This window comes from Streptomyces sp. C, from assembly GCF_000158895.1.
In the GTDB taxonomy this organism is placed as follows: Bacteria; Actinomycetota; Actinomycetes; order Streptomycetales; family Streptomycetaceae; genus Streptomyces; species Streptomyces racemochromogenes.
The window spans coordinates 1,405,012-1,431,702 of sequence record NZ_GG657750.1 but is presented as its reverse complement, the minus strand read 5'-3'; the positions used below and the strand labels follow the sequence as shown (position 1 = coordinate 1,431,702).

Annotated in this window: 21 protein-coding genes, 5 pseudogenes and 1 riboswitch; of the genes and pseudogenes, 18 read left to right on the top strand and 8 right to left on the bottom strand. The window is 72.8% G+C overall.

What is annotated here, in order from left to right:
* Nucleotides 1–271 (bottom strand): annotated as a pseudogene (locus SSNG_RS06235) (MFS transporter); the annotation flags it as partial.
* 65 nt (nucleotides 272–336) lie between these two features.
* Here SSNG_RS06235 and SSNG_RS06230 point away from each other — a divergent pair.
* Nucleotides 337–1,500, top strand: coding sequence for an ROK family transcriptional regulator (locus SSNG_RS06230; RefSeq protein ID WP_241695001.1), 1,164 nt, complete (start codon nucleotides 337–339; stop codon nucleotides 1,498–1,500).
* A gap of 23 nt (nucleotides 1,501–1,523) precedes the next feature.
* On the opposite strand, the gene SSNG_RS06225 is transcribed toward SSNG_RS06230, so the two are convergent.
* Both SSNG_RS06225 and SSNG_RS06220 read right to left on the bottom strand, forming a co-directional pair.
* Complete coding sequence (locus SSNG_RS06225; protein WP_007262957.1) at nucleotides 1,524–2,261, bottom strand: SDR family oxidoreductase; 738 nt, start codon at nucleotides 2,259–2,261, stop codon at nucleotides 1,524–1,526.
* A 151-nt stretch (nucleotides 2,262–2,412) separates the two neighbouring features.
* Nucleotides 2,413–4,758 carry a chitinase C-terminal domain-containing protein gene (locus SSNG_RS06220; protein ID WP_007262956.1) on the bottom strand — a complete coding sequence of 782 codons (2,346 nt, stop codon included), beginning with the start codon at nucleotides 4,756–4,758 and terminating at the stop codon, nucleotides 2,413–2,415.
* Nucleotides 4,759–5,056: 298 nt separating this feature from the next.
* Nucleotides 5,057–5,186, top strand: a riboswitch (FMN riboswitch).
* Between the two features lie 218 nt (nucleotides 5,187–5,404).
* Here SSNG_RS06220 and ribD point away from each other — a divergent pair.
* The 10 genes and pseudogenes from ribD (at nucleotide 5,405) to SSNG_RS06170 (ending at nucleotide 14,224) form a co-directional block, all read left to right on the top strand.
* Nucleotides 5,405–6,469 (top strand): bifunctional diaminohydroxyphosphoribosylaminopyrimidine deaminase/5-amino-6-(5-phosphoribosylamino)uracil reductase RibD, encoded by a 1,065-nt coding sequence (ribD, locus tag SSNG_RS06215; protein ID WP_042803022.1) that lies wholly within the window; start codon nucleotides 5,405–5,407, stop codon nucleotides 6,467–6,469.
* Nucleotides 6,470–7,093 (top strand): riboflavin synthase, encoded by a 624-nt coding sequence (locus SSNG_RS06210; RefSeq protein ID WP_007262954.1) that lies wholly within the window; start codon nucleotides 6,470–6,472, stop codon nucleotides 7,091–7,093.
* A complete protein-coding gene (locus SSNG_RS06205) occupies nucleotides 7,090–7,743 on the top strand; it encodes a nicotinamide mononucleotide transporter family protein (protein WP_007262953.1) in 654 nt (217 codons plus the stop codon). Before SSNG_RS06210 ends, SSNG_RS06205 begins: the two co-directional genes overlap by 4 nt.
* Nucleotides 7,740–9,034 (top strand): annotated as a pseudogene (locus SSNG_RS06200) (bifunctional 3,4-dihydroxy-2-butanone-4-phosphate synthase/GTP cyclohydrolase II). The gene SSNG_RS06205 and the pseudogene SSNG_RS06200 overlap by 4 nt, the downstream one beginning before the upstream one ends.
* A 71-nt stretch (nucleotides 9,035–9,105) precedes the next feature.
* Nucleotides 9,106–9,591 (top strand): 6,7-dimethyl-8-ribityllumazine synthase, encoded by a 486-nt coding sequence (ribH, locus tag SSNG_RS06195; RefSeq protein WP_007262951.1) that lies wholly within the window; start codon nucleotides 9,106–9,108, stop codon nucleotides 9,589–9,591.
* Nucleotides 9,592–9,649: 58 nt separating this feature from the next.
* A complete protein-coding gene (locus tag SSNG_RS06190; RefSeq protein WP_007262950.1) occupies nucleotides 9,650–9,931 on the top strand; it encodes a phosphoribosyl-ATP diphosphatase in 282 nt (93 codons plus the stop codon).
* 82 nt (nucleotides 9,932–10,013) lie between these two features.
* Nucleotides 10,014–10,862, top strand: coding sequence for an ATP phosphoribosyltransferase (hisG, locus tag SSNG_RS06185; RefSeq protein ID WP_007262949.1), 849 nt, complete (start codon nucleotides 10,014–10,016; stop codon nucleotides 10,860–10,862).
* A gap of 294 nt (nucleotides 10,863–11,156) precedes the next feature.
* Nucleotides 11,157–11,621 carry a PH domain-containing protein gene (locus SSNG_RS06180; RefSeq protein WP_007262948.1) on the top strand — a complete coding sequence of 155 codons (465 nt, stop codon included), beginning with the start codon at nucleotides 11,157–11,159 and terminating at the stop codon, nucleotides 11,619–11,621.
* Nucleotides 11,622–11,820: 199 nt separating this feature from the next.
* Entirely contained in the window at nucleotides 11,821–13,188 is a 1,368-nt protein-coding gene (locus tag SSNG_RS06175; protein ID WP_007262947.1) for a hemolysin family protein, read from the top strand.
* Nucleotides 13,185–14,224, top strand: a pseudogene (locus tag SSNG_RS06170) (hemolysin family protein). Before SSNG_RS06175 ends, SSNG_RS06170 begins: the two are co-directional and overlap by 4 nt.
* A 6-nt stretch (nucleotides 14,225–14,230) precedes the next feature.
* Here SSNG_RS06170 and SSNG_RS06165 read toward each other — a convergent pair.
* The 3 genes and pseudogenes from SSNG_RS06165 to SSNG_RS06155 all read right to left on the bottom strand — a co-directional run bounded on the left by SSNG_RS06165 (nucleotide 14,231) and on the right by SSNG_RS06155 (nucleotide 18,762).
* Nucleotides 14,231–15,604 carry an FAD-dependent oxidoreductase gene (locus SSNG_RS06165; protein ID WP_007262945.1) on the bottom strand — a complete coding sequence of 458 codons (1,374 nt, stop codon included), beginning with the start codon at nucleotides 15,602–15,604 and terminating at the stop codon, nucleotides 14,231–14,233.
* Nucleotides 15,605–15,851: 247 nt separating this feature from the next.
* A pseudogene (locus SSNG_RS06160) lies at nucleotides 15,852–17,760 on the bottom strand (AAA family ATPase).
* 366 nt (nucleotides 17,761–18,126) lie between these two features.
* Complete coding sequence (locus SSNG_RS06155) at nucleotides 18,127–18,762, bottom strand: hypothetical protein (RefSeq protein ID WP_007262943.1); 636 nt, start codon at nucleotides 18,760–18,762, stop codon at nucleotides 18,127–18,129.
* 113 nt (nucleotides 18,763–18,875) lie between these two features.
* On the opposite strand from SSNG_RS06155, the gene SSNG_RS06150 reads away from it, so the two are divergent.
* The 3 genes from SSNG_RS06150 to SSNG_RS39200 all read left to right on the top strand — a co-directional run bounded on the left by SSNG_RS06150 (nucleotide 18,876) and on the right by SSNG_RS39200 (nucleotide 21,188).
* Nucleotides 18,876–20,345 carry a peptidase C39 family protein gene (locus SSNG_RS06150; protein ID WP_042800614.1) on the top strand — a complete coding sequence of 490 codons (1,470 nt, stop codon included), beginning with the start codon at nucleotides 18,876–18,878 and terminating at the stop codon, nucleotides 20,343–20,345.
* Between the two features lie 123 nt (nucleotides 20,346–20,468).
* Nucleotides 20,469–20,897 carry an SPW repeat protein gene (locus SSNG_RS06145; protein WP_007262941.1) on the top strand — a complete coding sequence of 143 codons (429 nt, stop codon included), beginning with the start codon at nucleotides 20,469–20,471 and terminating at the stop codon, nucleotides 20,895–20,897.
* Between the two features lie 138 nt (nucleotides 20,898–21,035).
* Nucleotides 21,036–21,188: an SCO1431 family membrane protein gene (locus SSNG_RS39200; protein ID WP_125603990.1), complete on the top strand. Its 153-nt coding sequence runs from the start codon at nucleotides 21,036–21,038 to the stop codon at nucleotides 21,186–21,188.
* Between the two features lie 96 nt (nucleotides 21,189–21,284).
* On the opposite strand, the gene SSNG_RS06140 is transcribed toward SSNG_RS39200, so the two are convergent.
* Nucleotides 21,285–21,536: a hypothetical protein gene (locus SSNG_RS06140; RefSeq protein WP_007262939.1), complete on the bottom strand. Its 252-nt coding sequence runs from the start codon at nucleotides 21,534–21,536 to the stop codon at nucleotides 21,285–21,287.
* Here SSNG_RS06140 and SSNG_RS43545 point away from each other — a divergent pair.
* The 3 genes from SSNG_RS43545 to SSNG_RS06130 all read left to right on the top strand — a co-directional run bounded on the left by SSNG_RS43545 (nucleotide 21,526) and on the right by SSNG_RS06130 (nucleotide 25,870).
* On the top strand, nucleotides 21,526–21,846 hold the full coding sequence (locus tag SSNG_RS43545; RefSeq protein ID WP_241695000.1) for a transposase: 321 nt from the start codon (nucleotides 21,526–21,528) through the stop codon (nucleotides 21,844–21,846). The genes SSNG_RS06140 and SSNG_RS43545 overlap by 11 nt on opposite strands.
* A gap of 261 nt (nucleotides 21,847–22,107) precedes the next feature.
* Entirely contained in the window at nucleotides 22,108–23,280 is a 1,173-nt protein-coding gene (locus SSNG_RS06135; RefSeq protein ID WP_007262938.1) for an acyl-CoA dehydrogenase, read from the top strand.
* Nucleotides 23,281–23,446: 166 nt separating this feature from the next.
* On the top strand, nucleotides 23,447–25,870 hold the full coding sequence (locus tag SSNG_RS06130; RefSeq protein ID WP_165364978.1) for a DUF6185 family protein: 2,424 nt from the start codon (nucleotides 23,447–23,449) through the stop codon (nucleotides 25,868–25,870).
* A gap of 9 nt (nucleotides 25,871–25,879) precedes the next feature.
* Here SSNG_RS06130 and SSNG_RS39185 read toward each other — a convergent pair whose 3' ends face one another.
* Entirely contained in the window at nucleotides 25,880–26,143 is a 264-nt protein-coding gene (locus tag SSNG_RS39185) for a hypothetical protein (protein WP_007262936.1), read from the bottom strand.
* A gap of 244 nt (nucleotides 26,144–26,387) precedes the next feature.
* On the opposite strand from SSNG_RS39185, the pseudogene SSNG_RS06125 reads away from it, so the two are divergent.
* Nucleotides 26,388–26,691: pseudogene (locus SSNG_RS06125) on the top strand (hypothetical protein); the annotation flags it as partial.

Genomic DNA, 26,691 nt, shown 5'->3' with positions numbered 1-26,691 from the left:
GGGTCCACAGGCACAGCAGCCCGCGCAGGGCGGTGCGGGCGCCGAAGCGGTGGTTGATCCGCCCGGCCAGCGGCATCGCGAGCGCCGCACCGAGGGCCGGGAAGGCGAGCGCCAGGCCCAGGGTGCCGGCGCCGAGCTGGGCGTGTTCCTGGATCCAGGGGATGCGGGTGGCGAAGGAGCCGGTGACGCCGCCGTGGACGCAGAAGACGGCGGCGATCGCGAAGCGGGCGTGGCGCAGGCGCGCCGGGCTGAGGTCGGGTTCCCCGGTCATGGGAAGTAAACTATCAGGGAGCCTGCCTGATAGTTAGAGCCTCCCGCCTCCCTAAGATGGGCGCCGTGACCCCTGCCAAGGTGCTGACCCCCGCCGCGACGGCCGCGCCGTCCCCCGCCTCACCGAGCACGGCCCGGGCCATCAACGACCGCCTCGCCCTCGGACTCCTCCAGGAGGAGGGGCCCCTGACGGCGGCCCAGCTCAAGCGCCTGACCGGGCTGTCCCGGCCCTCCGTCGCCGACCTCGTCGAACGGCTCGGCGCGGCCGGACTGATCGAGGTCGTGGGGGAGTCCGGCGAACAGCGCCGCGGCCCCAACGCCCGCCTGTACGGGATCGTTGCCGGCCGCGCCCACCTGGCCGCCCTGGACGTACGGACCGACAGCGCCACCGCCGTCGTCACCGACCTCCTCGGCCACCCCCTGGCCCGCGCCGCCCTGCCCGTCGACGCGGTCGGCGAGGCCGTGGCCCGGCTGGCCGGGCTGACCCGGGAGGCGGGCGCCCGGGAGCTGCACACCGTGGTCGTCGGCGCGCCCGGACTGGTCGCCCCGGCCGGCGGCGAACTGCGCGACACCGGCGGTCTGCCCGCCTGGCACCGGGACCTGGTGGCCGCGCTCCGGGAGACCCTGCCGGCCAGGGTCGTGGTGGAGAACGAGACCAACCTGGCGGCCCTCGCCGAGCAGCGCGTCGGAGCCGCCCGGGACCTGGACTCCTTCGTGCTGCTGTGGCTCGGCGCGGGAGTCGGCGCCGCCGTCGTGCTGGACGGGCGGCTGCGCCGGGGTGCCTCCGGCGGGGCCGGCGAGATCGGCTTTCCTGCCCGTCCCCGGCACCGCCGGGTTCCCTCCGCCACCGACTGCGGCGGGCGGCTTCCACTCCCTGGCCGGGGCGCGCGGCCGGTGGCCGCCCTGGCGGCGGAGCACGGCTTCACCCGGGCCCGTGGAAGGAAGGCCGTGGCCGGCGCGGCGGGGGAGGCCTTCCTCGACGCCCTCGCCGAGCGGCTCTCCCTCGGGGCGGCGGCCGTCGCCGCCGTCCTGGACCCCGGCTGCGTGGTCCTCGGCGGGGAGCTCGGCCGGGCGGGCGGCCCCGGCCTCGCCGCCCGCGTCGCGGACCGCCTGGCCGCCCTGACGCCCGTCCCGACGGAGGTCCGCGCCACCGCGCTCGGCGGCCCGGCCGTCCTGGAGGGAGCCCGCCTGGCCGCCCGGGCGGCCGCCCAGGACGACCTGTTCGGCTGAGGGCTGCTGCCGAGTCCCGAGGGCTACCTCCGCCGCTCCAGGAACTCCCCGAAGGTGGTCCGGCCCACCGCCTGCGCGGGGGCCAGGTTCCCGCCGCGCCGGAAGCCCGCGTACGCCTTCCCCGCGAGCGGCAGCGTGACCACGCGGCGCCTGCTCCCCGTCGCCGCGAGGTAGGCGCGGGCCCACTCCTGGAGGGTGCGGACCTCGGGGCCGCCCATGTCCGCCACCCGCCCCGCCGGGGCCGGCACGGCCAGTTCCGCCAGCCGGTCCGCGACCTCCTCGACGGCGATGGGCTGCACCCGCACCCCCTTGGGCAGCGGGACCAGCGGGAGCTTCGCCGCGGCGGCCGTCACCTGCGCCACCAGGTCGTGGAACTGGGTGGTCCGCAGGACGGTGACCCCGAGCCCGGACTCCTCCAGCATCCGTTCCACCCGCAGCTTCGTCCGGTAGTAGCCGAACGGCACCACGTCCACCCCGACGATCGAGATGTAGACGACGTTGGTGACGGTCCCGGCCCGCCGGGCCGCCCCGATCAGGTGCCCGGCCGCGGCGTCGTCGCCCCCGCGCGGCGAGCTCGCGCAGTGCACGACCACCTCCGCGCCCGCCATCGCCGCGTCCAGCCCGCTGCCGTCCCGCAGGTCGACGGGGTACTCGGCGGAGGACCGGCTCAGGGTCCGGACCTCGTGGCCCCGGTCGCGCAGCCGGGCGACGACCAGCGCCCCGAGGTTCCCGGTGCCGCCGGTGACGAGGATCGTGCTCATGGTGGGGTGTCCTTCCGCGTGGGAGTGCCTTCTCCCAGGGGACAAACGGCGGCCGCGGAACGTGACAGCCCGCGCGGGGAGCGCCCCGGACGCGCGGGGACCCGGTGGCCGCCGGGCCACCGGGTCCCCGCTCATACCCGTCCGCAGGGGGTCAGCAGGCGCCCTGGTCCTTCCAGACGCCCCACTGGCCGGTGGTGCCGGGTTCCTCGTTCTGCGTCCACCACTGGGCCTTCCAGGTGTGGCCCTTGTGCGAGACCACGCTCCCGGAGTTGTAGACCGTGCCCGCCACGTACGCCGGGGAGGTGCAGGTCCCGGGCGTGGTGGGCGGGGTCGTCGGGGGAGTGGTGGGCGGGGTGGTCGGCGGGGTGCTGCCGCCGCCCGGCTCGCCGGTGGTGGTGCCGCGCGCCAGGTCACCGGCGAGGGCGTAGGTGGTGCCGGAGATGTTCACCGTCCAGTTGGAGGGGGTGGACACCGGCAGGTAGTAGTTGAACGCCAGGTCGACGGAGGCGCCCGGGGCCAGCGTCTGCCAGGCCGGGAGCTTCAGGGAGACCCGCTGGAAGTCGCCCTTCAGGCCGCCCACGTTGCTGCCGCTGTGGCCGGTGGTGATCACCTTCGTGCCGAAGCCGGACTGGTCCGAGGCGTTGGCCGGGGCCGAGGTGCCGTAGTCGAACTGGAACTCGGTGCCGCCGGGCAGCGTGCTCTTCGTGTTGTTGGTGATCTTGAGCTTCGGGGTGATCGGGTAGTTGGAGTCGCCCAGCTTGAACTCGGTGAACTCCGTCCTGATGTCCACGGCCTGCGCCGGCGGTGCGGTGGCGCCCGCCTTCTTCGCGCCGTACGGGGTGGCGGCCTTGAACTTGTCGTACATCAGGGAGGTGAGCGTGTCGCCCGCCTCGTACTGGCCCTTGGCGGCGTTGTAGGCGTAGTCGCCGGCCAGCTCCCAGACCATGGCGCCGCCGATGCCCTTGTCGACCACGTAGTCGGCCTTCGCCGCGACGGACTGCTCGTCCTCGGTGGACAGGAAGACCTTCTTCTGCGCGTTCCACAGCCACGGCGCCACCAGCGTGGAGTCGTACTTGCGGGCGTAGCCGCCGGTCAGGGTGGTGTTCGCCGGGAAGCCGTACTTGGTGACGTAGTCGCCGACGACGCCCTTCTCCAGGTTCTTGGCGTGCCACATCGGGTTGGAGCCGGCCGGGGACTCGACCCCGTTGGCGTCCTTGTCGTGCCAGAGGTTGTCGATGCCGACCGCGCCGTCACCGCACTTGGTCAGACCGGCGCCCGCCGGGCAGCTGGTGGCCGGGGCCTTGCCCCACAGGCCGTCCGTGCCGCCCTGCACGTTCTTGAAGCCGCGGGTGTAGTACGGCAGGCCGATGTTGATCCGGCCCGACGGCATCGAACCGCGGAAGTAGTGGTAGGCCCAGTCGGTGTTGAGGTAGCCGACGCCGCCGTACTGGGCGCTGCCGTAGACGCCGGCGGCCGCCAGTTCGGCGTCCTTGCCGTCGTCGAAGAGGGAGGCGTTGGGGCCGACGTACTCGTTCCAGGCGCCGTGCAGGTCGTAGGACATGATGTTGACGTAGTCCAGGTACTTCTGCATCTGGAACGTCTCCATGCCCCGCAGCAGGTAGCCGGAGGAGGGGGCGGCGACGGAGAGCAGGTAGTGCTTGCCGTCGGCGGCGCCCGCGCGGTCGAGCTTCTCGCGCAGGGTCTTCATCAGGACGTCGTAGCCCTTGACCAGCCCGGCCCGGCGGGCGTTGGACAGCTGCCAGTCCAGCGGGTTGCCCGCGTCCTTCATGGTGGTCGGGTACTCGTAGTCGATGTCGACGCCGTTGAAGCCGTACTTGCGGACGAACTCCACGGAGGAGTCCGCGAAGGTGTCGATGCCCGCCTGGTTGACCGAGCCGTCGGCGTTGGTGGCCATCGAGTAGAAGCCGCCGGAGGCGACCCGGTTGCCGTCGTCGCCGAAGTAGCCGCCGGTCTCGGCCCAGCCTCCGACCGAGATCAGGGTCTTCACGTTCGGGTACTGCTTCTTGAACTTGTTCAGCAGGTTGAAGTGGCCCTTGTACGGGAGGGCCGGGTCCATCTCGGCCCCCGCGACGCCCGGCCAGGTCATCCCGGTGGCGGCGTTGTTCGCGTTGTCCGCCCCGACCGAGATCTTGTTGTCGGCGCCGACGTGGGCGAAGGCGTAGTTCAGGTGGGTGACCTTGGACCACGGGATGTTGTTGGCGAGGTAGGCCGGCGTGCCGTCCTTGCCGGTGCGCCAGCCGGTGAAGTAGCCGATGACGCGGCGCTGGTGGTCGGCGCCCATCTTCTCGCGGCCTTCGGAGTCGTAGACCGAGCAGTACGGGACGTCGACGCCGGCGGTCTTGTAGAGCCCGTCGGGGCGACAGCTCTCGTTGTCGGCGGCGTGGGACACGCCGGCCGAGAGCCCGCCGACCAGCAGTCCGGCTATCGCGGCGCCGGATGCCAGGAGCATCGCTCTCGTACGTGTGGGGGACGGCATGGTGCCTCCTGGGGAGGGGAGGATGGCGGGGCCAACGTGCGGCAACAGGCAGGAAAGTGGCGCTGGTTGGCCCGTGACGTGCGCACGTCGACAGGCCGGCTCCCGGGGAAGATGAAGGGAACGTTAAGAGGACTAGACCAACCCGTCAATAGGTCTGGACCAAAGCCGCGCAGGGAGGGATCGCGACACCGGTGGCGCGATAGGGGCGCTCAAGGAAGGGGGTTCTGTGAGCCAGGCCACAGCGCTTCACCCGCATGGCCCCCGACCGCCCGTGGCACACTGGCCCTAGTACCAGTAGCAGCGCACTCCGGGGTCGGTGTAATTCCGAACCGGCGGTATAGTCCGCGACCCGTCCGCATCCAGCGGCCGGTTGACCAGGTGAAATTCCTGGACCGACGGTTAAAGTCCGGATGGGAGGCAGTGCGCGGCGGGCCAGTCACCGGTACGCCGCCGTCGGCGGTCCATCGGCGTATCCCCACCGGATACGTGTCGGACGGACCGTGGTTTCCGGCCTCGGCGTCCCCGCGTGCGCTACCCGCTTCATCTGTCGTATCCCGACAGGCCCCGGAGTCCGTGCCCGATGAGGCAGGAGGACCCGGTGGCGACACACGCCGCGCAGGCAGCACCCGACCCGAGCATCACCGCGATGCGCCGGGCCATCGAGCTGGCCTCCCGCGGACTCGGCTCCACCAGCCCCAACCCCGTCGTCGGATGCGTCATCACCGACCCCGCGGGCGCCGTCGTCGGCGAAGGCTGGCACGAGCGGGCCGGCGGCCCGCACGCCGAGGTCCACGCCCTGCGCGCGGCGGGAGAAGCCGCCCGAGGCGGCACCGCCTACGTCACCCTCGAACCCTGCAACCACACCGGCCGCACCGGCCCCTGCGCCCAGGCCCTCGTCGACGCCGGCATCGCCCGCGTGGTCTACGCCGTCTCCGACCCGAACCCGCAGGCCAGCGGCGGCGGCGCCACCCTGCGCGCCGCCGGGATCGACACCGAGGCCGGCCTGCTGGCCGACGAGGCCGAACAGGGCAACACCGCCTGGCTGACCTCCGTACGCCTCGGCCGCCCCCACGTCACCTGGAAGTACGCCGCCACCCTCGACGGCCGCAGCGCCGCCGAGGACGGCAGCAGCCGCTGGATCACCTCCCCCGAGTCCCGCGCCGACGTCCACCGGCTGCGCGCCGAGGCCGACGCGGTCCTCGTCGGCGGCGGCACCCTGCGCGCCGACGACCCCCACCTCGCCGTCCGCGGCGTCGACGGAGCCGTCCAGCCGCTGCGCGTCGCCCTCGACACCCGCGCCGGCCTCCCGGCGACCGCCCGCATCCTCGACGACGCCGCCCCCACCCTGATCGTCACCGGGGAGGACGCCGACACCGCGCACCTGCCCGGCACCGACGTGCTGCGGCTGCCGCTGCGCGACGGCCGCCTCCCCCTCGGCCCCCTCCTCGCCGAGCTGTACGGACGCGGCGTGCGCTCCGTCCTCCTCGAAGGCGGACCCACCCTCGCCGGAGCCTTCCTGGAGGCCGGCGCCGTCGACCGCGTCGTCGGCTACATCGCCCCGGCCCTCCTCGGCGCCGGCCCGGCCGCCCTCGCCGGCGCCGGCATCACCAACATCGCCCACGCGGTACGCCTCGACATCACCGAGGCCGTCCGCACCGGCCCCGATCTGCGCATCACCGCCGTTCCCGCCAACGCCCCCAAGGAGCACTGAGTGTTCACCGGAATCGTCGAAGAACTGGGCGAGGTCACCGCCGTCGAGCAGCTCGCCGAGGCCTCCCGCTTCCGCCTGCGCGGCCCCGTCGTCACCGAAGGCGCCAAGCACGGCGACTCGATCGCCGTCAACGGCGTCTGCCTGACGGTCGTCGAGACCGAGGACGGCGAGTTCACCGCCGACGTCATGCAGGAGACCCTCAACCGCTCCAGCCTCGGCGCCCTCGCCGCAGGCTCCCGGGTCAACCTGGAGCGCCCCATGGCGCTCGGCGGACGGCTCGGCGGCCACCTCGTCCAGGGGCACGTGGACGGCACCGGCCGGATCATCTCCCGCACCCCCTCGGAGCACTGGGAGATCGTCAAGGTCTCGCTGCCGGAGAACCTCGCAAGGTACGTCGTAGAGAAGGGCTCTATCACTGTGGACGGCGTCAGCCTCACCGTGGTCGAGGCCGCCGCCGACTACTTCACCATCAGCCTCATCCCCACCACCCTCGCGCTGACCACCCTCGGCATCAAGCAGAGCGGCGACCCGGTCAACCTCGAGGTCGACGTCCTCGCGAAGTACGTCGAGCGCCTGCTGGCCGCCGGCGTGAACCCCCTCCACGCGAAGGAGACGGCGCAGTGACCGCCCTGACCTGGCTCAACACCCAGGCCTTCGAGGTCTTCGGGCAGAAGGTCATCTGGTCCGACATGATCGGCAACCTGATGGGCCTGGCCGCCCTCGCCCTCGGCTGGCGCCGCTCCATATGGACCTGGCCCGCCCAGCTCCTCTCCGGCCTGATCCTGGTCGCCGCCTACGCCTCCGCCCACCTCGCGGGCGGTGTCGGCAAGCAGCTCCTGGTGATCTCCGTCGCCGTCTGGGGCTGGCGCGCCTGGCAGCTCGGCCGCCAGAAGGCGCAGGACGGCTCCATCGCCGTCCGCACCGCCACCTGGAAGGAGCGCGGGCTGCTCCTCGCCGGAGCCGCCGCCGGCACCCTCGCCGTGGGCGGCCTGTTCACCCTCTTCCCGAACCTGTCGTGGAGCCCGTGGGCCGACGCCTACATCTTCGTCGGCACGATCGTGGCGATGGTGGCCCAGGCCCGCGGCCTGGTCGAGTTCTGGTTCGCCTGGCTCCTCGTCGACCTCGTCGGCGTCCCCCTCGCCTTCAACAGCGGCCTGGCCTTCTCCGGCCTCGTCTACGTCGTCTACTTCGCGCTCGTCCTGTGGGGCGCCTACGACTGGTACCAGCGCTCGCGCACCACCCCCGCCACGGTTCTCGAAGGAGCAACGGCATGACCACCATCCTCAAGTCCGTGCCGGACGCGGCCGACCAGGAGACCTTCCGCCTCGACCCCGTCGAGCAGGCCATCCGCGACATCGCCGCCGGCCGTCCCGTGGTCGTCGTCGACGACGAGGACCGCGAGAACGAGGGCGACCTCGTCATCGCCGCCGAGAAGGCCACCCCCGAGATCGTCGCGTTCATGATGAGCGAGTGCCGCGGCCTGATCTGCGCGCCGATGGAGGGCCCCGAGCTGGAGCGCCTGGAGCTCCCGCAGATGGTCCAGAACAACACCGAGTCGATGAAGACCGCCTTCACCGTCTCGGTCGACGCCACCGCCGAGCACGGCGTCACCACCGGCATCTCCGCCGCCGACCGCGCCACCACCCTGCGCCTGCTGGCCAACGGCACCTCCGGGGCCGGCGACTTCGTCCGCCCCGGCCACGTCTTCCCGCTGCGCGCCAAGCCCGGCGGCGTCCTGGTCCGCAACGGCCACACCGAGGCCGCCGTCGACCTCGCCCGGCCTCGCGGGCCTGCGCCCCGCCGGCGCCATCGTGGAGATCGCCGGCGAGGACGGGGTCATGCTGCGGCTGCCCGAGCTGATCCCCTTCGCCCGCAAGCACGGCCTGACGATCATCTCCATCGAGGACCTGATCGCCTACCGCCGCTCCTCCGAGCCGACCGTCCGCCGCGAGGCCGAGGTCAGCCTGCCGACCGCCGCGGCGACTAAACGCGTACGGCTACCGCTCGACCGTCGACGGCGTCGAGCACGTCGCCCTCGTCCACGGCGAGGTCGGCGACGGCGAGGACGTCCTGGTCCGGATGCACTCCGAATGCCTGACCGGCGACATCTTCCAGTCCCAGCGCTGCGACTGCGGCCCCCAGCTCCAGGCCGCCATGGCCCGCATCCAGGCCGAGGGCCGCGGCGTGGTCGTCTACCTGCGCGGGCACGAGGGCCGCGGCATCGGACTGCTGTCCAAGCTCCGCGCCTACGAGCTCCAGGAGCGCGGCCGCGACACCCTGGACGCCAACCTGGAACTCGGCCTGCCCGCCGACGCCCGCGACTACGGGGCCGGCGCCCAGATGCTCGCCGACCTCGGCGTCCGCAGCGTCCGGCTGCTGACCAACAACCCCGACAAGTCGGACGCCCTCGTCCGCCACGGCATCGCCGTCGCCGGCCGCGAGCCCATGCCCGTCGAGGCGGGCGAGCACAACCTGCGGTACCTGCGCACCAAGCGGGACCGGATGGGCCACGACCTGCCCTGGCTGGAGGGTGCCGTACCCACCTCCGCCTGCGGCAACCAGTAGCCACCCGGACGCACCACCCAGACACACCACCCGTACACACCAGCGGAACCGAAACACCGAGGAGCAGAGCTGTGAGCGGCAAGGGCGCACCCGAACTGAGCGTGAAGAACTGCGGAGACCTCCGGGTGGCCGTGATCGCGGCCCAGTGGCACGAGAAGGTCATGGACGGTCTGGTCGACGGAGCCCTGCGGGCCCTGCACGAGCTGGGCATCGACGAGCCCACCCTCCTCCGCGTCCCCGGCAGCTTCGAACTCCCGGTCGTGGCGAAGGTCCTGGCCGGCCGCGGCTACGACGCCATCGTCGCCCTCGGCGTGGTCATCCGCGGCGGCACCCCGCACTTCGACTACGTCTGCCAGGGCGTCACCCAGGGCCTGGTGCAGGTGTCGATCGACACCGGAGTCCCCGTCGGCTTCGGCGTCCTGACCTGCGACAACGACGAGCAGGCGCTGGACCGCGCCGGCCTCGAAGGGTCGAACGAGGACAAGGGGCACGAAGCGGTCACCGCCGCCGTCTCCACCGCCATGACGCTGCGCACCGTCAGCGAACCCTGGCGGTAGTCCAAGGAGTGAACCCCGGCACCGGGGGACCCGGGTGAGCCCGTACTCTAAGGGCATCATGGCGAACGAACCCACCAAGAGCTTCGAAGAGCTCTTCACGGAGCTCCAGCACAAGGCCGCCAACGGCGACCCCAGCACCTCCCGCACCGCCGAGCTCGTCGGCAAGGGCGTCCATGCCATCGGCAAGAAGATCGTCGAGGAGGCCGCCGAAGTCTGGATGGCCGCCGAGTACGAGGGCAAGGAAGCCGCCGCCGAGGAGATCTCCCAGCTGCTCTACCACGTCCAGGTGATGATGGTGGCGCGCGGGATCTCCCTCGACGACGTCTACGCGCACCTCTAGGCCGGAGCCCGCCGTACCGGAGCCCCAGTACCGGGGCCCCCGCCCCGCCCAACCCTTCGCACCTACGCACCAAAGGAAGCCCATGCTGCGCATCGCCGTCCCCAACAAGGGTTCACTCTCCGGACCGGCGTCGGCGATGCTCCATGAGGCCGGCTACCGCCAGCGCAAGGAGTCCAAGGAACTCGTCACGGTCGACCCCGACAACGAGGTCGAGTTCTTCTACCTCCGCCCGAAGGACATCGCGATCTACGTCGCCTCGGGCAAGCTGGACATCGGCATCACCGGCCGCGACCTCCTGCTCGACTCCGGCGCCAACGCCGAGGAGATCCTGCCGCTGAACTTCGGCCGGTCCACCTTCCGCTACGCCACCAAGCCCGGCACCGCCAAGGGCCCCGAGGACTTCGGCGGGATGACGATCGCCACCTCCTACGAGGGCATCGTCGCCAAGCACCTCGCCGACCAGGGCATCGACGCCTCCGTCGTCCACCTGGACGGCGCCGTCGAGACCGCCATCGAGCTCGGCGTCGCGCAGGTCATCGCCGACGTCGTCGAGACCGGCACCAGCCTGCGCAACGCCGGCCTGGAGGTCATCGGCGAGCCGATCCTCCAGTCCGAGGCCACCGTCATCCGCCGCACCGGCGCCGACGTCGAGGACCCCAAGGTCGCGCAGTTCCTGCGCCGCCTCCAGGGCGTCCTGGTGGCCCGCAGCTACGTGATGATGGACTACGACTGCCGCGCCGAGCACCTGGAGCGCGCCGTCGCCCTCACCCCGGGCCTGGAGTCCCCGACGATCTCCCCGCTCCACAACGAGGGCTGGGTCGCGGTCCGCGCCATGGTCCCCGCCAAGGAGGCCCAGCGGATCATGGACGACCTGTACGAGCTCGGCGCGCGCGCGATCCTCACCACCTCGATCCACGCCTGCCGCCTCTAGGCCCTGTCGTCAAACTCCCGTCTGCCCCGCGACGCCTGGCACGCGCTCTCGCCGCACCGGGCGAAAGCCAAGTACGTCCAGTACGCGGGCTTCCGCCCGGCACGCCGAGAGCACGCACCAGACGCCGCGGGGCCGCCCTCCGGGCGACGACGGGAGTTTGACGACAGACCCTAGGACGGATCCGGCCGGCAGGGATCCGCACCCGGAACCCTTGCCGGCCGCACCGCCCCCGTACGGCGCACCACCCCCGCGCCGTCCTCCCGCACGCCGCCACCCCAGAAGGCCCAGCGCACCATGAGCGAGTCCGCCGCCCACCCCGCACCCCCCGCCCTGCCGGTCACCTTCCGGCCGAACCGCACCCGGGCGGTGCTGCTCAGCGTCGGGACCGCCATGTTCGCCACCATCACGGCGATCGCGCTGCTCCTGGAGAACCTCGGCCCCGGCGAGCGGGTCAGCTTCGTCTTCACCGCCGCCCTGATGGCCTCCGTCCTCGTCCTGCTCAGCCGCCCCAAGGTGGTCGCGGACGAGAACGGCGTCACCGTGGTGAACCTCACCACCACCCGCCGCCTGGAGTGGGCGCAGATCCTCCGCGTCAACCTCCGCCCCGGCGACCCGTGGGTCTTCCTCGACCTCAACGACGGCACCAGCCTGCCCGTTCTCGGCATCCAGCCGGGCGTGGCCAAGGCACGGGCCATCGGCGACGCCCGCGCCCTGCGCGCCCTCGCCGAAACCCACGGAACCGGCACAAACGACCACTGACCCGGCCGTGCCTCGTCGCTGCGTCCCATTGCGGCGGCGATCTCAATGACTACCCTGGTGGCGGGGCGCGCCAGTGCGCCCTCCCACCGCCCCGGGACCCCGTGGCCCGTGGGCACCTGCGACCAGAGGAGTGACTCCCTCCAGCAATGGACGGATCGTCCGGTAGTACCCGCGCCGCCCTCCCCATGGAGGCGGCGGCATGACCATCCCGCTACTGCTGCTCGTGGCGGCCTTCGCACTGATCCTCGCCAACGGTTTCTTCGTGGCGGCCGAGTTCGGCCTCGTCACCGTCGAGAAGCCCGAGGCCGAGCGCGCCGCAGCCGAGGGCGACCGCCGTGCCCGCACGGTCGTCGAAGCCCTGCGGGAGCTGTCCTTCCAGCTCTCCGGCACCCAGCTCGGCATCACCATCACCTCGCTCGTCGTCGGCATGCTCGCCGAACCGGCGCTCGCCGGCCTGCTGTCGGGGCCGCTCGCCGCCACCGGCCTGCCCGCCGGAGCCGTCTCCGGCGTCGCCGTCTTCACCGGCATGCTGCTCGCCTCCGCCGTGCAGATGGTCGTCGGCGAGCTCGTCCCGAAGAACTGGGCGGTCTCCCGGCCGCTCCAGGTGGCCCGCTTCGTGGCCGGCCCGCAGCAGGCCTTCTCCCGGGCCTTCCGGCCCGTCATCGCCGGCCTCAACTCCGTCGCCAACCGCCTCGTGCGGGCGCTCGGAGTGGAGCCCGCCGAGGAGATGGCCTCCGCCCGCACCCCCGGCGAACTGGTCTCCCTGGTCCGCCATTCGGCCCAGGCCGGCGCCCTGGAACAGGACACCGCCGACCTCTTCGTACGGACCCTGTCGCTCGGCGAACTCACCGCCCAGCACGTCATGACCCCCCGAGTGAAGGTCAGCGCCCTGCAGGACACGGCCACCGCGGCCGACGTGCTGAACCTGACCCGCGCCACCGGTCTGTCCCGCTTCCCGGTCTACCGCGAGCGCATCGACGAGGTCACCGGCGTCGTCCACCTCAAGGACGCCCTCGCCGTGCCCGAGTCCGATCGCGCCCGCACCTCCGTCGCCCGGATCTGCGTCGCCCCGCTGCTGGTCCCCGGCTCCCTGCCGGTCCAGCCCCTGCTGGAGCGGCTGCGCAGCGAACAGCCCATGGCCGTGGTCGTCGACGAGTACGGCGGCACCGCGGGCGTGGTCACCCTGGAGGACATCGTGGAGGAACTCGTCGGAGAGGTCCGCGACGAGCACGACCTCGCCGAGGACGCCGGCCCCGAGCTGGCCGCCGTACCCGGTGAGGACGGCCGCCCCTCCTGGGAGGCCGACGGCAGCTGCCGCGTGCAGACCCTGCGCCGGATAGGCCTCGACGTGCCCGAGGGGCCCTACGAGACCGTCGCCGGGCTCGTGGCCGACCTCCTCGGCCGTATCCCCTCCCCGGGGGACCGGGCCGAGCTGCCCGGCTGGAAGCTGTCCGTCCGCCAGGTCCGGCGCAACCGCGCGGAGCGGGTGCGCCTGGTACGCCTCACGGCCGTGCCGGCCCCCGCGAGCGGCCGCCCGGCCGCCGAGCTGGAAGGCGCCGCCCTGTGAACGCGCTCCAGCTCGTCTTCGCCCTGCTCCTCGTCCTGGCCAACGGCTTCTTCGTCGGCGCCGAGTTCGCGCTCGTCTCCGTACGCCGCAGCCAGATCGAGCCCCTCGCCCGCGAGTCCAAGCGAGCCCGCCAGGTCCTCCACGGCCTGGAGAACCTGCCGCGCATGATGGCCGCCGCCCAGTTCGGCATCACCATGTGCTCGCTGACCCTCGGCGCCGTCGCCGAGCCCACGGTGGCCCGGCTGCTGGAACCCGTCTTCCACGCCCTGCACGTGCCCGAGGGCCTGATCCACCCCCTCGGCTACGTGGTCGCCCTGTCGGCGGTGGTCTTCCTGCACCTGGTCATCGGCGAGATGGTCCCGAAGAACCTCGCCATGGCCGCCCCCGAGAAGACCGCCCTGTGGTTCAGCCCCGGCCTGGTCGCCTTCGCCCGCCTCTGCGGCCCCGTCACCACGGCGCTCGGCGCGTGCGCGGCGCTGGTCCTGCGGCTGTTCAAGGTCGAGCCGAAGGACGAGGTCGAGGCCGTCTACACCAGCGCGCAGCTGGGCCGGCTGGTGGAGGACTCCCGGCAGGCCGGGCTCTCGAACCGGTCGAGCAGGAGCGCCTGGAGGACGCCCTGGAACTGGGCAGCCGCCCGGTCACCGACGTCCTGCTCCGCCGGGACCGCCTCGTCACGGTCGGCCCGGCCGTCACCCCCCGGCAGATCGAGCAGCTGACGGTCCGCACGGGCTACTCCCGCTTCCCGGTCCGCTCCGAGACGGGGGCGTTCATGGGGTACCTGCACGTCAAGGACGTACTCGACCTGGAGGACCGCGAGCGGGCGGTGCCGCAGCGGGTGTGGCGCCGGATGACCACCCTGTGCTCCACCCTCCCGCTGGACGACGCCCTCACCGTCATGCGCCGCGACGCCACCCACCTCGCCCAGGTGGCCGACCCGTCGGGCCGGATCCTGGGCCTGGTGGCCCTGGAGGACGTCCTCGAAATGCTGGTCGGCGAGGTCCGCGACCCCGCCCACCGGCCCTTCGCCCGCGCCTGATCCGGCTCAGCCCGGGACGAGTGCCTCCCACTCGTCCCGGGTCGGGCCGTCGTGGCCCGGCGCGAAGTCCGGGTTGGCCTCCAGCCAGGCCGTCACGTGCCGGTCCACCTCGTCGGTGCCGTAGGCGTCGGCGGCGGGCAGCAGCAGGTGGCGGACCCGGGCCCGGGCCCGCATGACGACCGGGTCCTCGAAGGCGCAGGCGCCCAGGGCGGCCGCCCGCCGGTCCGAGGCCGGGGCGCTCTCGGCGAGACGCCGCTCGTTGGCCCGGTCGGCGGCCACCTGGTCGTCGAACCACGGGCGCAGGCTCCGGGCCGTCCAGTCGTGGTAACCGGCCGGGTCGGCGGCCGTCTCGTCGGCGTGGGCGGCCAGGTACCGGGCGGCGAGCAGGCCGAAGGCGACGCCGTGGCCCAGGGTCGGGTTGGTGTGGACGAGGCTGTCGCCCGTGTTGACGAGGCCGGTGACCACGGGCCCGTCGTCGTCGGTCAGGGAGGTCCAGCGGTTGGGCAGGCCCGCCATGGGCAGCACGGCCGACCGCGGCTCGGGGTCCAGGCCGAGCCAGGCCGCGGCGGCGGGGAAGCGGCGGGCGGCGGCCTCGAACACCGCCGGGTCGGTGACCGCGCTCCGGGTCGGGTCACCCGTGGAGAGCACCAGGTGCACCGCGAAGGTGTCGTTGTCGGACGGGAACACCCCGGCGAGCGCGAACGGCGCCGCCGAGCCGGTCTTCACCTTCCCCGGGTTCCGGGGGCCGTCGGCCCGCAGCGCGTACCAGCGGCAGAAGTACGCCAGCCCGGTGCGGTGGCTGTCGACGACGGGCGCCCGGCAGCCGGCCGCCGTGAGCCAGGCGGGAACGGGCGACCGCCGCCCGGACGCGTCGACGACCAGGTCCGCCGGCTCCTCCCGGGCCCCCACCCGCACGCCGGTGACCCGCGGCGGGCTGCCCTCGGCGAAGGCGAGCCCGCTCACCCGGCTGCCCTGCCGCACCTCGACGGCCGCCTCCCGGCGCACGGCCGAGGCCAGCGCGGCCTCCAGCACGATGCGGCGGGTCCGCAGGGTCACCAGCTCCTCGTCCCCGTCCCGGACCGGAGGGTGCTCGCCGAACCAGTCGAAGTCGTGGTACTCCCGGGCGCCGCGCGCCAGCAGGTCCGCGTAGACGTCGGGGGTCTCGGAGCGCAGGACGGAACGCACGGGGGCGAGGAAGGAATGCGGCTGCACGGCCTGCGGGACCCGGGGCCGCTCCCAGTCGAAGAAGTCCCGGTCGAGGTCCTCCCCGGCGCCCCGTCCGTCTTGCTCGTACAACGTGACCGCATGGCCCCGCCGCCCGAGCATGAGGGCCGTTCCCAGCCCGCTGATACCCCCACCGATCACTGCAACCCGCGCCACTGAGGCTCCCCTTCGCGTCGTGTTGCAGATCGACCCTACCGGCAAAACCAGCCCCGCCGGCGTTCGAGGCGCGGGTCCGGGCGGAGCCCGGGGAACGGTGGAAGTGGGGGTCCCCCCGGACGGAGTCTGGGGGAGGGTAGGGGACGGCTCCGCGCAGCGGCCCCGCCCCGCGCCCCGCCCCACGGGGCAGGCCGACGGCCGGAGCCGACACCCCCGCCCCCCGGGAGGACCGGAGGCAGCCGGAGCGTCAGGCCGGGCTGGGCCCCCGCCCCGACAGCACCTCCCCATAGGCCTGCATCAGGTCCGGCAGCCGCAGCGTGGCCAGGTCCTCCCGCGACGGCTCCCCGGCGAAGCCCGCCAGCCGCAGGTCGCGGTACGCGCAGCTCTTCTCGTACAGCGTGCGCAGGAACCGCCCGTTGCCCAGCTCGTCGATCCAGCCCTGCTCCACCACGTGCCCGCTGATGCTGCGCAGCTCCTCCCGCGCCTCCTCGTCCCAGCAGTCCCCGTTCGCCTCCGCCAGCACCCCGCCGATCGCGGTCAGTTCCGCCGGCCGGTAGCTCGGGAAGTCGACCCGGGTCGTGAACCGCGAGGACAGCCCCGGGTTGGCGGCCAGCAGGCGGTCCATCCCCGCCGGGTAGCCCGCCAGGATGACGACGAGGTGGTCCCGGTTGTCCTCGGCCCGCTTCAGCAGCACCTGCAGGGCCTCGTCGCCGTACGCGTCGCCCTTGCTGTAGCCCGAGTTGGACAGGCTGTACGCCTCGTCCACGAAGAGCACCCCGCCGATCGCGGAGTCGATCAGTTCGTTCGCCTTGACGGCGGTCTGCCCGAGGAACTCGCCGACCAGATCGGCCCAAAAAGACCTCCACCAGGTGGTCCCCGCCCAGCAGCCCCAGCGCGTAGAAGACCCGCCCCAGGATCCGGGCCACCGTGGTCTTGCCCGTTCCCGAAGGCCCCGAGAAGACGAAGTGCCGCTTCGGCGGCTGCACCGGAAGGCCCTGCGCGGCCCGGAGCCGGGCCATGTGCAGCTGTGCCGACAGTGCCTTCACCTGCCGCTTCACCGGCTCCAGGCCGACCATCCGCTCCAGTTCCGCCAGCGCCTCGGCGAGCAGCGCCGGATCGGGCGGACCCGTCGGCAGTCCGGGCGGGGCGCCCTGCGGGGGCACCGGCAGCCGGTGCCGTACGCCTTCCAGCCGGCCCGTTCCCGGCGGCTCCCCGGGCGTCGGCGGATCGGCGTCCACCTGCCCGTCCGGCGCGATGTCCTGGACGGGGCCGCTCCCGCCGCCCCCGCCCCCGCCGCCCAGGGCGACCGCCGCGTAGTGCCCGGCGAAGCCCTCGCTCAGGTGGCCGCCGTACCCGAAGGCGTCGGCCAGCCCGGCCATGTCGTCGGGGTCGGTGCTGTCCTCGATCGCCGTCAGCCGGGCCGCGGTGTCCATGAACGCCGGGTCCACCCGGTGCACGGCCCGGTACAGCGGCAGCGCCGCCGCGCTGCGCCCGGTGCCCTCGCGGGCCCGCGCCAGCCAGTACCGCAGCTCCTTGCGCTGGGGCTGCTCGCTGCGGCACCGCATCAGCGCGGCCGACAGCATCGGTTCCGCCTGCCCGTACATCTCCAGCCGGACCCGGGCCATCCCGCCGAAGAGCCCCGCCTCGATCCCGAGCAGCGGGTCGAGCACCAGCGGCTCGGTGTGCCGTACCAGCTGCTCCCAGTCCTTGACGAGGTAGGCCCGGCAGGCGTGCAGGAACCGGACCTGGGGATCGGTGTCGACCGGAGGCAGTGCGGCGAGGGCCTGGTCCAGCTCGGGCACGTGGCGGCCGTCCAGCCAGTGCGAGGCGTGCGCCAGCAGCAGGTCCCGCCGGCTCTCCAGTACGGGCTGCACCCACCAGCCCAGCCAGTACCAGGAGTTGAGGGTCCGCCGGTGGCGGGTGCGCTGCTCGCCGAAGCGGTCCCGGTGGGCGTACATGCGCAATAAGGCGTTGGTGGTGTCCACCCGCAGCGCGTGGAGTCCCAGCCAGGCGTCGGCCATGGTGGGATCGAGCCCGACGGCCGCCCGGAACTCCTCCTCGGCCTGCGGGTACGCGCCCATGGTGCAGGCGTCGACCCCTCGGAGCCAGGCGAGTTCGGCCGGAGCGTGTGCGCTGCCCGGCATGCCGAAGTCCATCACATCCCCCACAAGCATGCCCCGTGGTGCGCGGCAAACTCCGCGTCGCGCACCAGAGTTGTCGACCCCGCCGATGAAATCAGGGCTGCATCGTACCTGCGGTGACGCACCTTACCCAGGGTGCGGTGGGCACGGGTCGCGGGCGTGCCCCGGAAGCGCAGGGTAACTCAGGGTGAAGAAGGGCGGGCGCAGCGACGCGTGCCGGACCGGTCCGGGGCAGAACGAAGCCCCCGATCACGGGGGAACAATCGGGGGCTTCGCGTCCGCGGCGGCCCTTGCGGACCGCGCATTCAGAACGTACGGCGGTTCCCGGGCCCGGGTCAAGCGGGTCGGGGAAGCCCCGTGCGGCCGTCGGGGCGCGGCCGCTCAGGCCTGGGGGAGTCCGTGACGCTCGGTGACGGAAGCGGTCGTTCCCGGGGTCGCAGAAGCCCCGGAAGTCCACTCGTATCCCGTACCACTCTGGTGTACCAAGGTGTCCGCGAAGGGGCGCGAAGGGTCGTCCGAGAAGTGCGCGAGCTCCGCGCGCTCCCATCCGTCCCAGAAGTCGGAAAGGTCCTGTCCGTCCCGGTTCCGCCCGCGACCCCAGGACCTCTCCCGGGGGGTCTCCATCCACAGCAGCCGCGCCAGATGGGGCCGCAGCGCCCGCCGGCCCGCCCCCACGCCCTCGACGAGCAGCACGGGCGCCGGCTCCAGCACCCGCTCGGCACCGAAGCGGCGCTCCACCCAGTCGTACGGGGCCCAGTGCGCGGCCCGTCCGGCGGCCAGCGGCTCCAGCACCTGGGCCCGCAGCCGCCCCGTCCAGTCGAACAGCTCCTCGTGGGTGGCCACGTCGTCCAGGTGCAGCACCGGAGCGCCGCCCAGGGCGTCGGCGAGCCGCTCCGCGAAGGTGCTCTTGCCCGACCCGGCGTGTCCGTCGATGCCGATCAGCCGCACCGGGCCGAGCGAGGGCGGCAGACCGGCGAGCTCCCGCGCGAGTGACTCAAGTGACTGCTGTGGCTCCACCCGGCCAGGGTACGGGCCCCCGACACGGCCCCCGGGCTTCGCCGCCGCACGGCCGGGAACTGGAAGGGTGGAGCAGCCGCACCACCAGACCGACCCCCTGGGGGAACAAGCCGATGACCGCACCCACGCCACGCAGGGCCCTGCTGGCCGTCGCCCTCGCCGCCGCCACCGCGGCCACCGTCCCCGGCGGGCGCGCCTCGGCGGCCGCGGACCCGGCCGCCGCCACCTCCGGCCTGGGCCCCGCCCCTGGCCCGGGGGGCACCACCGAAGACGCCGCCGAAGACACGGCCGAAGACACGGCCGGGGACACCGCCGCGGAAGCGCCCTCCGGCGCGGCCCCGGCCCGGACGGTCGACAACCGGTTCTGGTACGCGTACGCCCACTGGCAGGCCGGCACCCACCGCGGCACCACCGCCGTCGCCGGCGACCGGCCGGGGCTGGAGATGGCGGCCCCGGCCGGCCGCACCGAGTACACCGACCCCCACACGGCCCGGAAGTCCACCTGGGAGTACGCCACCTGGACCTCCCCCGTGCACCGCACCACCGTCCCCGCCACCGAGGCCGTCGCGTCCTGGAACGCCCGCACCCCGACCGGCACCTGGATCCAGACCGAGCTGCGCCCCTCCTACGGCGACGGCACCTCCGGCCGCTGGTACGTGATGGGCCGCTGGGCCGCCGGCGACGGCGACATCCGCCGCACCTCCGTCGACGGCCAGACCGACGGCCGCACCACCGTCTGGACCGACACCCTGGCCGTGGACGCCCCCGCCGCGGCCGCCGGCCTGCGCATCACCGGCTGGCAGCTGCGCCTCACCCTGCACCGCCGGCCCGGCGCCGCGCAGGGCCCCAGGGTCTGGCTGGCCGGGGCGATGGCCTCAGCCGTTCCCGACCGCTTCACCGTCCCGGCGGCCGCCCCCTCGGGCCGGGCGCACGAGCTGAAGGTCCCGCGCTACTCCCAGGAGGTCCACGTCGGCCAGTACCCCGAGTACGACAACGGCGGCGAGGCCTGGTGCAGCCCGACCTCCTCCCAGATGGTCATCGAGTACTGGGGGCGCAAGCCCGGCAGCGCCTCCCTGGGCTGGGTCCGCCCCGGCTACGCCGACCCGCAGGTCTGCCACGCGGCCCGCTCCACCTACGACGCCGCGTACAAGGGCTGCGGGAACTGGCCCTTCAACGCCGCCTACGCGGCCACCTACCGCGACCTGGCCGGCGTCGTCACCCGGCTGACCTCCCTCACCGACCTGGAGACCCTGGTCCGCGCGGGGATCCCGGTCATCACCTCCCAGTCCTTCCTCGCGCAGGAGCTCACCGGGGCCGGCTACGGCACCGCGGGGCACCTGATGACGGTGATCGGCTTCACCGCCGCCGGGGACGTGATCGCCAACGACCCGAACTCGCCGGACAACGACTCCGTCCGCCGCGTCTACCGGCGCCGGGAGTGGGAGAACGCGTGGCTGCGCACCAAGCGCCGGAACGCCGCCGGGAAGACCGTCTCGGGCACCGGTGGCGTCTGCTACCTCTACGCCCCGGCCCGGCCCGGCGCGGACCAGGTCAGGGCCCTGCGGGAGGTCGGGGTGCTGTGAGGCGCCGGCCCTTCCGCCGGCCACTCCGCCGGCCTGCGGGATAAGGTCCGCTCGCCCGTGTGGCTTAACGGGCGGAATATGGGCATAAAGGGCGTATAAGGCTTCTCTAGGAGGCAGCCCACCATGACCACCCATTCAAGCATCGAACGACACCCGGACCTTGCCGAGATGCGGACTCGGTTCGAGCGGGTGACGAGCACTCCCGCCGCGCAGGCCGTCGAGGCACTGGCCCTGATCTCGGGCCTGTACCTGGCGGCCTCGCCCTGGATAGCCGGGTTCAGCGTGCTGGGACCGCTGGCCATCAACAACCTGATCGCCGGTCTGGCCTTCTGCCTGTGCATGGGCGGACTGGGGACGGCGTACGAGCGCACGCACGCGATGGCCTGGACGGCCGTCGCGATCGGCGCCTGGACCATCGTGGCCCCCTGGGTCATGGCCGGTGAGATGGACACCACCCGCAGTGTCGTCAGCAACGTCATCACCGGCGCGGTCATGCTGTGCCTGGGTCTCGCCATGGTCTCCATGGGCGGACGCCGGCGCACGACGACCTGACCGGGAGCGCATCCCGCCGCCGGGCCCCGGCAGCACCTCCGAGCACCGGAGGCCGCCGGGGCCCGGCGGCGTGACCGGCGCCACCCGTGACCCTCGTCATATACCGCGAAAGCCGCGAACACTGGCACATTGGACGGCATGACCGCACACACCGCCGCCCTCACCGCCCGCGCCCGCCGCCTCGTCGGCACGGGCGGCCCCAAGGAAGACTCCGCCTGGCTGGAGCACGTGCTCGGCTGGACCCTGGTGGTCGTCGTGGCCATGTTCGTCACCCAGCTCGGCCTGCTCTGACCACCGCCCGGTCCCCCCGTCACGAGGCACCCAGCCGCAGCCCCTCCGTGACGATCACGTCCGAGGTGACCAGCGCCTGCTCGGCGCTGACCCGGGTCATGAACGCGAACGGGGGATGACCGGCGGGGCCGGCAGCCCGTCCGGGCTGAAGGTGACGCACAGCAGCCCCTCGATGCACCCGCTGAACCGCGTCAGGCACCGGGTCACGTCCCCGCGCAGCTCCAGGGAGTCGGCCGCCGGCGCGTACTCCTCGCGCCCGTCCCGGGTGTGCAGCCGGTAGCCGCGCGGCGAGGCCGCCGCCATCCTGAGCACCAGCACCCGGCGGGGCCCGTCCGCCGTGGGCAGCACCCAACTGTGCTCGCACTGCGGCGCACTGGACGGCCCGAAGGGACGGGAAGGTCTCTCCGTCCGGTCATGGAGGTGCGCTTGTGGCGCCCGCCACGACCGGGACGAGAACGCTGAACTGAATCTCCGCCTTGAAGGGCGGAGCCTTGTGGCCGCCGGGAGGTCCCGCCCCGGGCCCGGCTCGCCCTCGTCGGCCGGCTCTCCGGGGTCGAGGGCGCCACCCTCGACTGGATCGGCACCCCGCCGACCGCGGCGCGCCCCGAGCGGGACGCCCTCGCCGCCCTGCTCGTGCGCCGGCTGCGGGCGACGCTGACCGTGATCGAGGAGTTCGTCCCCGACTGTCCGGCTCCTCCAGCGGCTCCCGAGGAGGCCGCGAGGGGATCGAATGATCATGGCAATCATGTACCGGTGACGTAAAGCGCCTGATCGGGCATACTCAACCCGCCGCAGCCGCTGAGCGAGCCGTTCCGTAACCCGGGAGGGCAGCATTCGGCTGTGAGAGCACCGAGACCCGGCGGCGCGTCCCACACCTCACGCGTCGCCGCCGTGCCCGACGAGGGAGGAGAGCGCCGCCATGACCGACCGCGCCCCGCAGCCGGTGGACCGTCAGCTGCCCACCGAGGAGTCCCGGGACCTCCTCGCGCTCGTACGCGAGATCGCCCAGAGGGAGATCCGACCGAACGCCGCGGACGAGGAGGAGACCGGCCGGTTCCCCCGCGAGGTCTTCACCCTGCTGTCCGAGGCCGGACTGCTCGGCCTCCCTTACGCCGGCGAGTTCGGCGGCGGTGAGCAGCCGTACGAGGTCTACCTCCAGGTGCTGGAGGAGCTGGCGGCCGCCCGCCTGACCGTCGGCCTCGGCGTCAGCGTGCACTCCCTCGCCTGCCACGGCCTGGCCGGCTACGGCACCAAGGAGCAGCAGTCCGCCCACCTGCCCGACATGCTCGGCGGCGGACTGCTCGGCGCGTACTGCCTCTCCGAGCCGGCCGCCGGTTCGGACGCCGCGTCGCTGACCACCAAGGCGGTCCGCGACGGCGACGAGTGGGTGATCACCGGCACCAAGGCGTGGATCACCCACGGCGGCGTCGCCGACTTCTACACCGTCCTCGCGCGCACCGGAGCCCCGGGCGCCAAGGGCATCACCGCCTTCCTCGTCCCCGGCGACGCCCCCGGCCTGACGGCGGCCGTCCCCGAGAAGAAGATGGGCATGAAGGGCTCGCCCACCGCCCAGCTGCACTTCGACGGCGTCCGCGTGCCCGACTCCCGGCGGATCGGCGAGGAGGGCCAGGGCTTCACCATCGCCCTGGCGGCCCTGGACGCCGGCCGGCTCGGGATCGCGGCCTGCGCCATAGGCGTCGCGCAGGCGGCCCTGGACGAGGCCGTCTCGTACGCCCTCGGCCGCAAGCAGTTCGGGCACCCGATCGCGGACTTCCAGGGTCTGCGCTTCATGCTCGCCGACATGGCCACCAAGATCGAGGCGGGCCGGGCGCTCTACCTCGCGGCCGCGCGGCTGCGGGACGCGGGCAAGCCCTTCTCCCGGCAGGCGGCGATGGCCAAGCTCTTCTGCACGGACGCCGCCATGGCCGTCACCACGGACGCGGTGCAGATCCTCGGCGGCTACGGCTACACCGCGGACTTCCCGGTGGAGCGGCTGATGCGCGAGGCGAAGGTCCTCCAGATCGTGGAGGGCACCAACCAGATCCAGCGCATGGTCATCGCCCGCCACCTGGCCGGCCCCGAGACCCGCTGACGCCGGCCGGGTGAAAGGCTCTCGGCCGCCGGGCTGAACCCGCGGGGGTTCTGCCGTGTCGCCGGGGGCCGCACGGGCCCGCCGGACAAGATCATGGGCGGTGACCCGCCTCAGACGCTCCGGCCTGTTGCTGCCGTACGTACTGCTGCTGCTCGCCCTCCTCGCCGTGCTGGCCGGAGGGGGAGGGGCCGCCGCAGCGGGGGACCCCTGCCGGGCGGACCAGCTCGGCGCGGCGAAGGTCACCGCCTCGGCGGAGTTCGACCACCGGGGGCGTGACTACAGCCTGCTCACCAGCGTGATGGAGATCCGGGTCCCGACGAGCTGGGGGCCCGCCCCGGACCTGCTGCTGGACTCGCGCTCACCGCGATACCGCTCGGCGCTGCGGTGTCTGCTGGGGAAGGTCACGGAGGCGAATGAGGGCTTCTACGACTACGAGCGGCGCCTCAAACCGCTGACGGTGAAGGCCGACGGCAAATGGACCACCGTCCACTACGAGGCCGTCGCGTGGGTGTCGGTGCTCGGTATGAGTTCCGTCGGGCCATGGCAACTCGAAGCACGCGAGAACGAGTGGATCCTCGGACTGAAGCCGCCCCCCAACCTCGCCCGGGCCACCTGGGAAGACGTGCACGTGCGGCTGGGCGGTCCCGGTGCCATGTCGGTCACCCCGGCGCCGACCTTCGGTGAAAAGGGCACCGAACTGAAGTGGCATAACCGAAAGGGTGAGCAGGCCTTCCGGGTGACGTTCCACCCGCCCGCAGCCCAGCAGTGGAGTGCCATCACCGCGACGGAGGGCCAATTCTGGGAGACCTTCGGCATCGAGAGCGCCTCGGGGGCCTTCTGGTACCTGCAGGTGAGCGTGCTGCTGCTGCTCTGCGCAAGGAGGCTCCGGCGAAGTCTGGGAAGCGATCCGGCGCCGCAGGAGGAGCTGTCGCTCAGGGTGATGAAGACCTGGGCGCTCCTCCAGGCGCTGATGGTCCTCATGGTCTACCTCGGTGACAACGCCCTCCGCTTCATGCGTCAGCAGCTGTCCTGGGCGGGGAGATACGACTCGGCTGCCTGGCTCTTCTCCCTGCTGGCACTCGGGCTCGCCCTGTGCTTCCTGGGCAAGGTGGGAAAGCCCTTCCTCATCGGGGCGTGCACATTCACCGTGTGTCTGGCGGCAGCCCATGTCTACGTCGAATGGGCGGAATCCAGCCTGTTGATCAGCAGCGACGTCCAGATTGACCCACCCGGCTCTTGGCTCGTGCCGCTCATCCTGCTGGCGGTCCTCTTCGTGTGCGTCTTCGGGCTGGTCTCGTCGGCTCAGCGAGTTCTGTTCATGGGCGACGGAAGGCTGCCTGATTGGGTGATGGCAGCGGTCTCCTTCGTCGTGGCGATGTCGACCGTCTTGTGGTCCTACATCGCCTTCGGGCGCAATTGGGAACGCCTCAGCTGGCTCGTCGACCCCGGCTGGCAGACGTACGGGGCGCAATGGGCCTACTCCTACGACCTGTGGTGGTCGTGGTTCCCCCAGTCGGCTCTCTACGGGGTTATGGTCGCTGCCTCTTACCTGACACCGTTGGTTTTGGTGGGGGTGCTTAGGGTCTGCCGTTCCGAACAGCACGAGGAAGACTCGTTCACGCCCAACCAGGCCGAGAAATTCCTGCTCGTCGTGCTGTTCGTCGTCACCGTCGTCCCCAGCTACGCCACCTACTACGGCTTCTCGGGCGACATCGTCATCCTGATCGTCAGCCTTGTCGTGGCCTGGGGCCTGCTGGCTCTTGGACACGCCAGATCCGTGCTGGAGCGGCCTTCGGCGGACAACGCTCCGCTCGGGAAGACCGTCTCCAGGACCGACCGGTCCGAATTGCTCCGCCTGGCACGGCGCTTCCGGTCGCTCCAGTCGCGGCTCCAGCGTGCGAGCACCTCTTCGTCGGTCGAACGCACGCCGACGCAAGAGTCGATCGAGCACGAGATCGACGAGTTGGACCGCTGCCTGCCGGAAGGGGTGCGGCCGGTCGACCTGCCTTTCGCCTGCGGGCCCATGCCCACCTGGTGGGGCAACGCCTGCCGGGGCGGTCTGGTCGCGTTGTGTGTGGGATTGCCCGCCACTGCCCTGATGTACTGGACGGACATGATCCGGAACGAATCGTGGCTCGTCATCACCGAGAGCGACACCGGCTTCCTTCAGATCCTCTCCGAGGTCCTCTTCTGGCAGTCCACCTGGGTGGCCGGGGGGTTCTTCCTGGGGGCGCTCTGGCGTGACCTGCCCGGCCGGCACGGGCCGACCAAGGCGCTCGGTGTCGCCGTCGCGTTCACCGTTCCGGTCGTGGCCCACCAGGTGATCGCCCAGACCATCGGCCAGAGCATGGAGGGGACGAACCCGGCCATGGCCGCCTTCGCCTCCGTCATGACCTTCACCGGCCTGGTCATGGACGTGCAGACGTTCCAGAGCGAGCGGCGCTACTGGCCCACCAGCGCCGGCCTCGTCGCGTACGTCTACCAGATGCGCTTCGCCTCGGTGGCGTTCTGCCTGGCGCAGCTCCTGGCGCTCGCCACGATCTGGAAGACGCTGCGCGAAGGGGGCCCGATGACGCCCCCCGGCCGCTAGCGGACGCGCTCAGGACTCGTACAACGGCCCGCTGGGCCAGATCGGCGAGGACGCGATCCGGGACCATTCCGGGTCGCGCCGTCCCGGCAGGGTGCGGCCGGCGGCGGCCCAGCGGGCGAGGAGGTCGCCGTAGATGGGCGGGTCGGGGTGGCGCGGCCGGCCGTGCTGGCCGCCCGGCGCGGGGACCGTCTGCTGAACCGATTCTTCGTAATCCGGCGGGGTGGGACGCCGCCTGCGCCCCGCTCTCGCCGACGGCGTTTCGAGAGTGGTCATGCACCGCCAACGCCGGACCCGGCGCGGGGGTAACCCGTCCCCGTCCGCGCCCATCCGTTCGAGCCGTCCCACGCGCGCGGCCGATCCGCCCCCGTGAGCCCCCGGCGCGGCCGGGCGGTGGCCGGGAGTGCCGGGGTGTCAGGGTGTGCCACGGCACTGGCCGCGAACGGGAGATCTGACGTACCGTCATATCCGCTCAGCAGCCCCGACGCCCTGACCGCCCCCGTGCCCCAGGAGGTTTGCCGTGCCCGCGGACCGCCCCGTCGCCCTCGACGAGTACCCCGTCCACCAGGCCCCGCTGTCGATGAAGCACCACGTCAGCGGCGACCGGAACGCGTACGACCGCTGCATCTTCCACGTCTTCGACCACGCCGGCCGCGCCGTCCTCATCCTCGGCCTCGGCGTCTACCCCAACGCCGGGGTCATCGACGCCTACGCCACCCTGCGCCTGGGCGACGACCTCCTCGCCGTCCGAGCCTCCGACGCCCTCACCGACGACCGGATGAACCTCTCCGTCGGGCCCCCTGTCGATCACCGTCGACGTACCG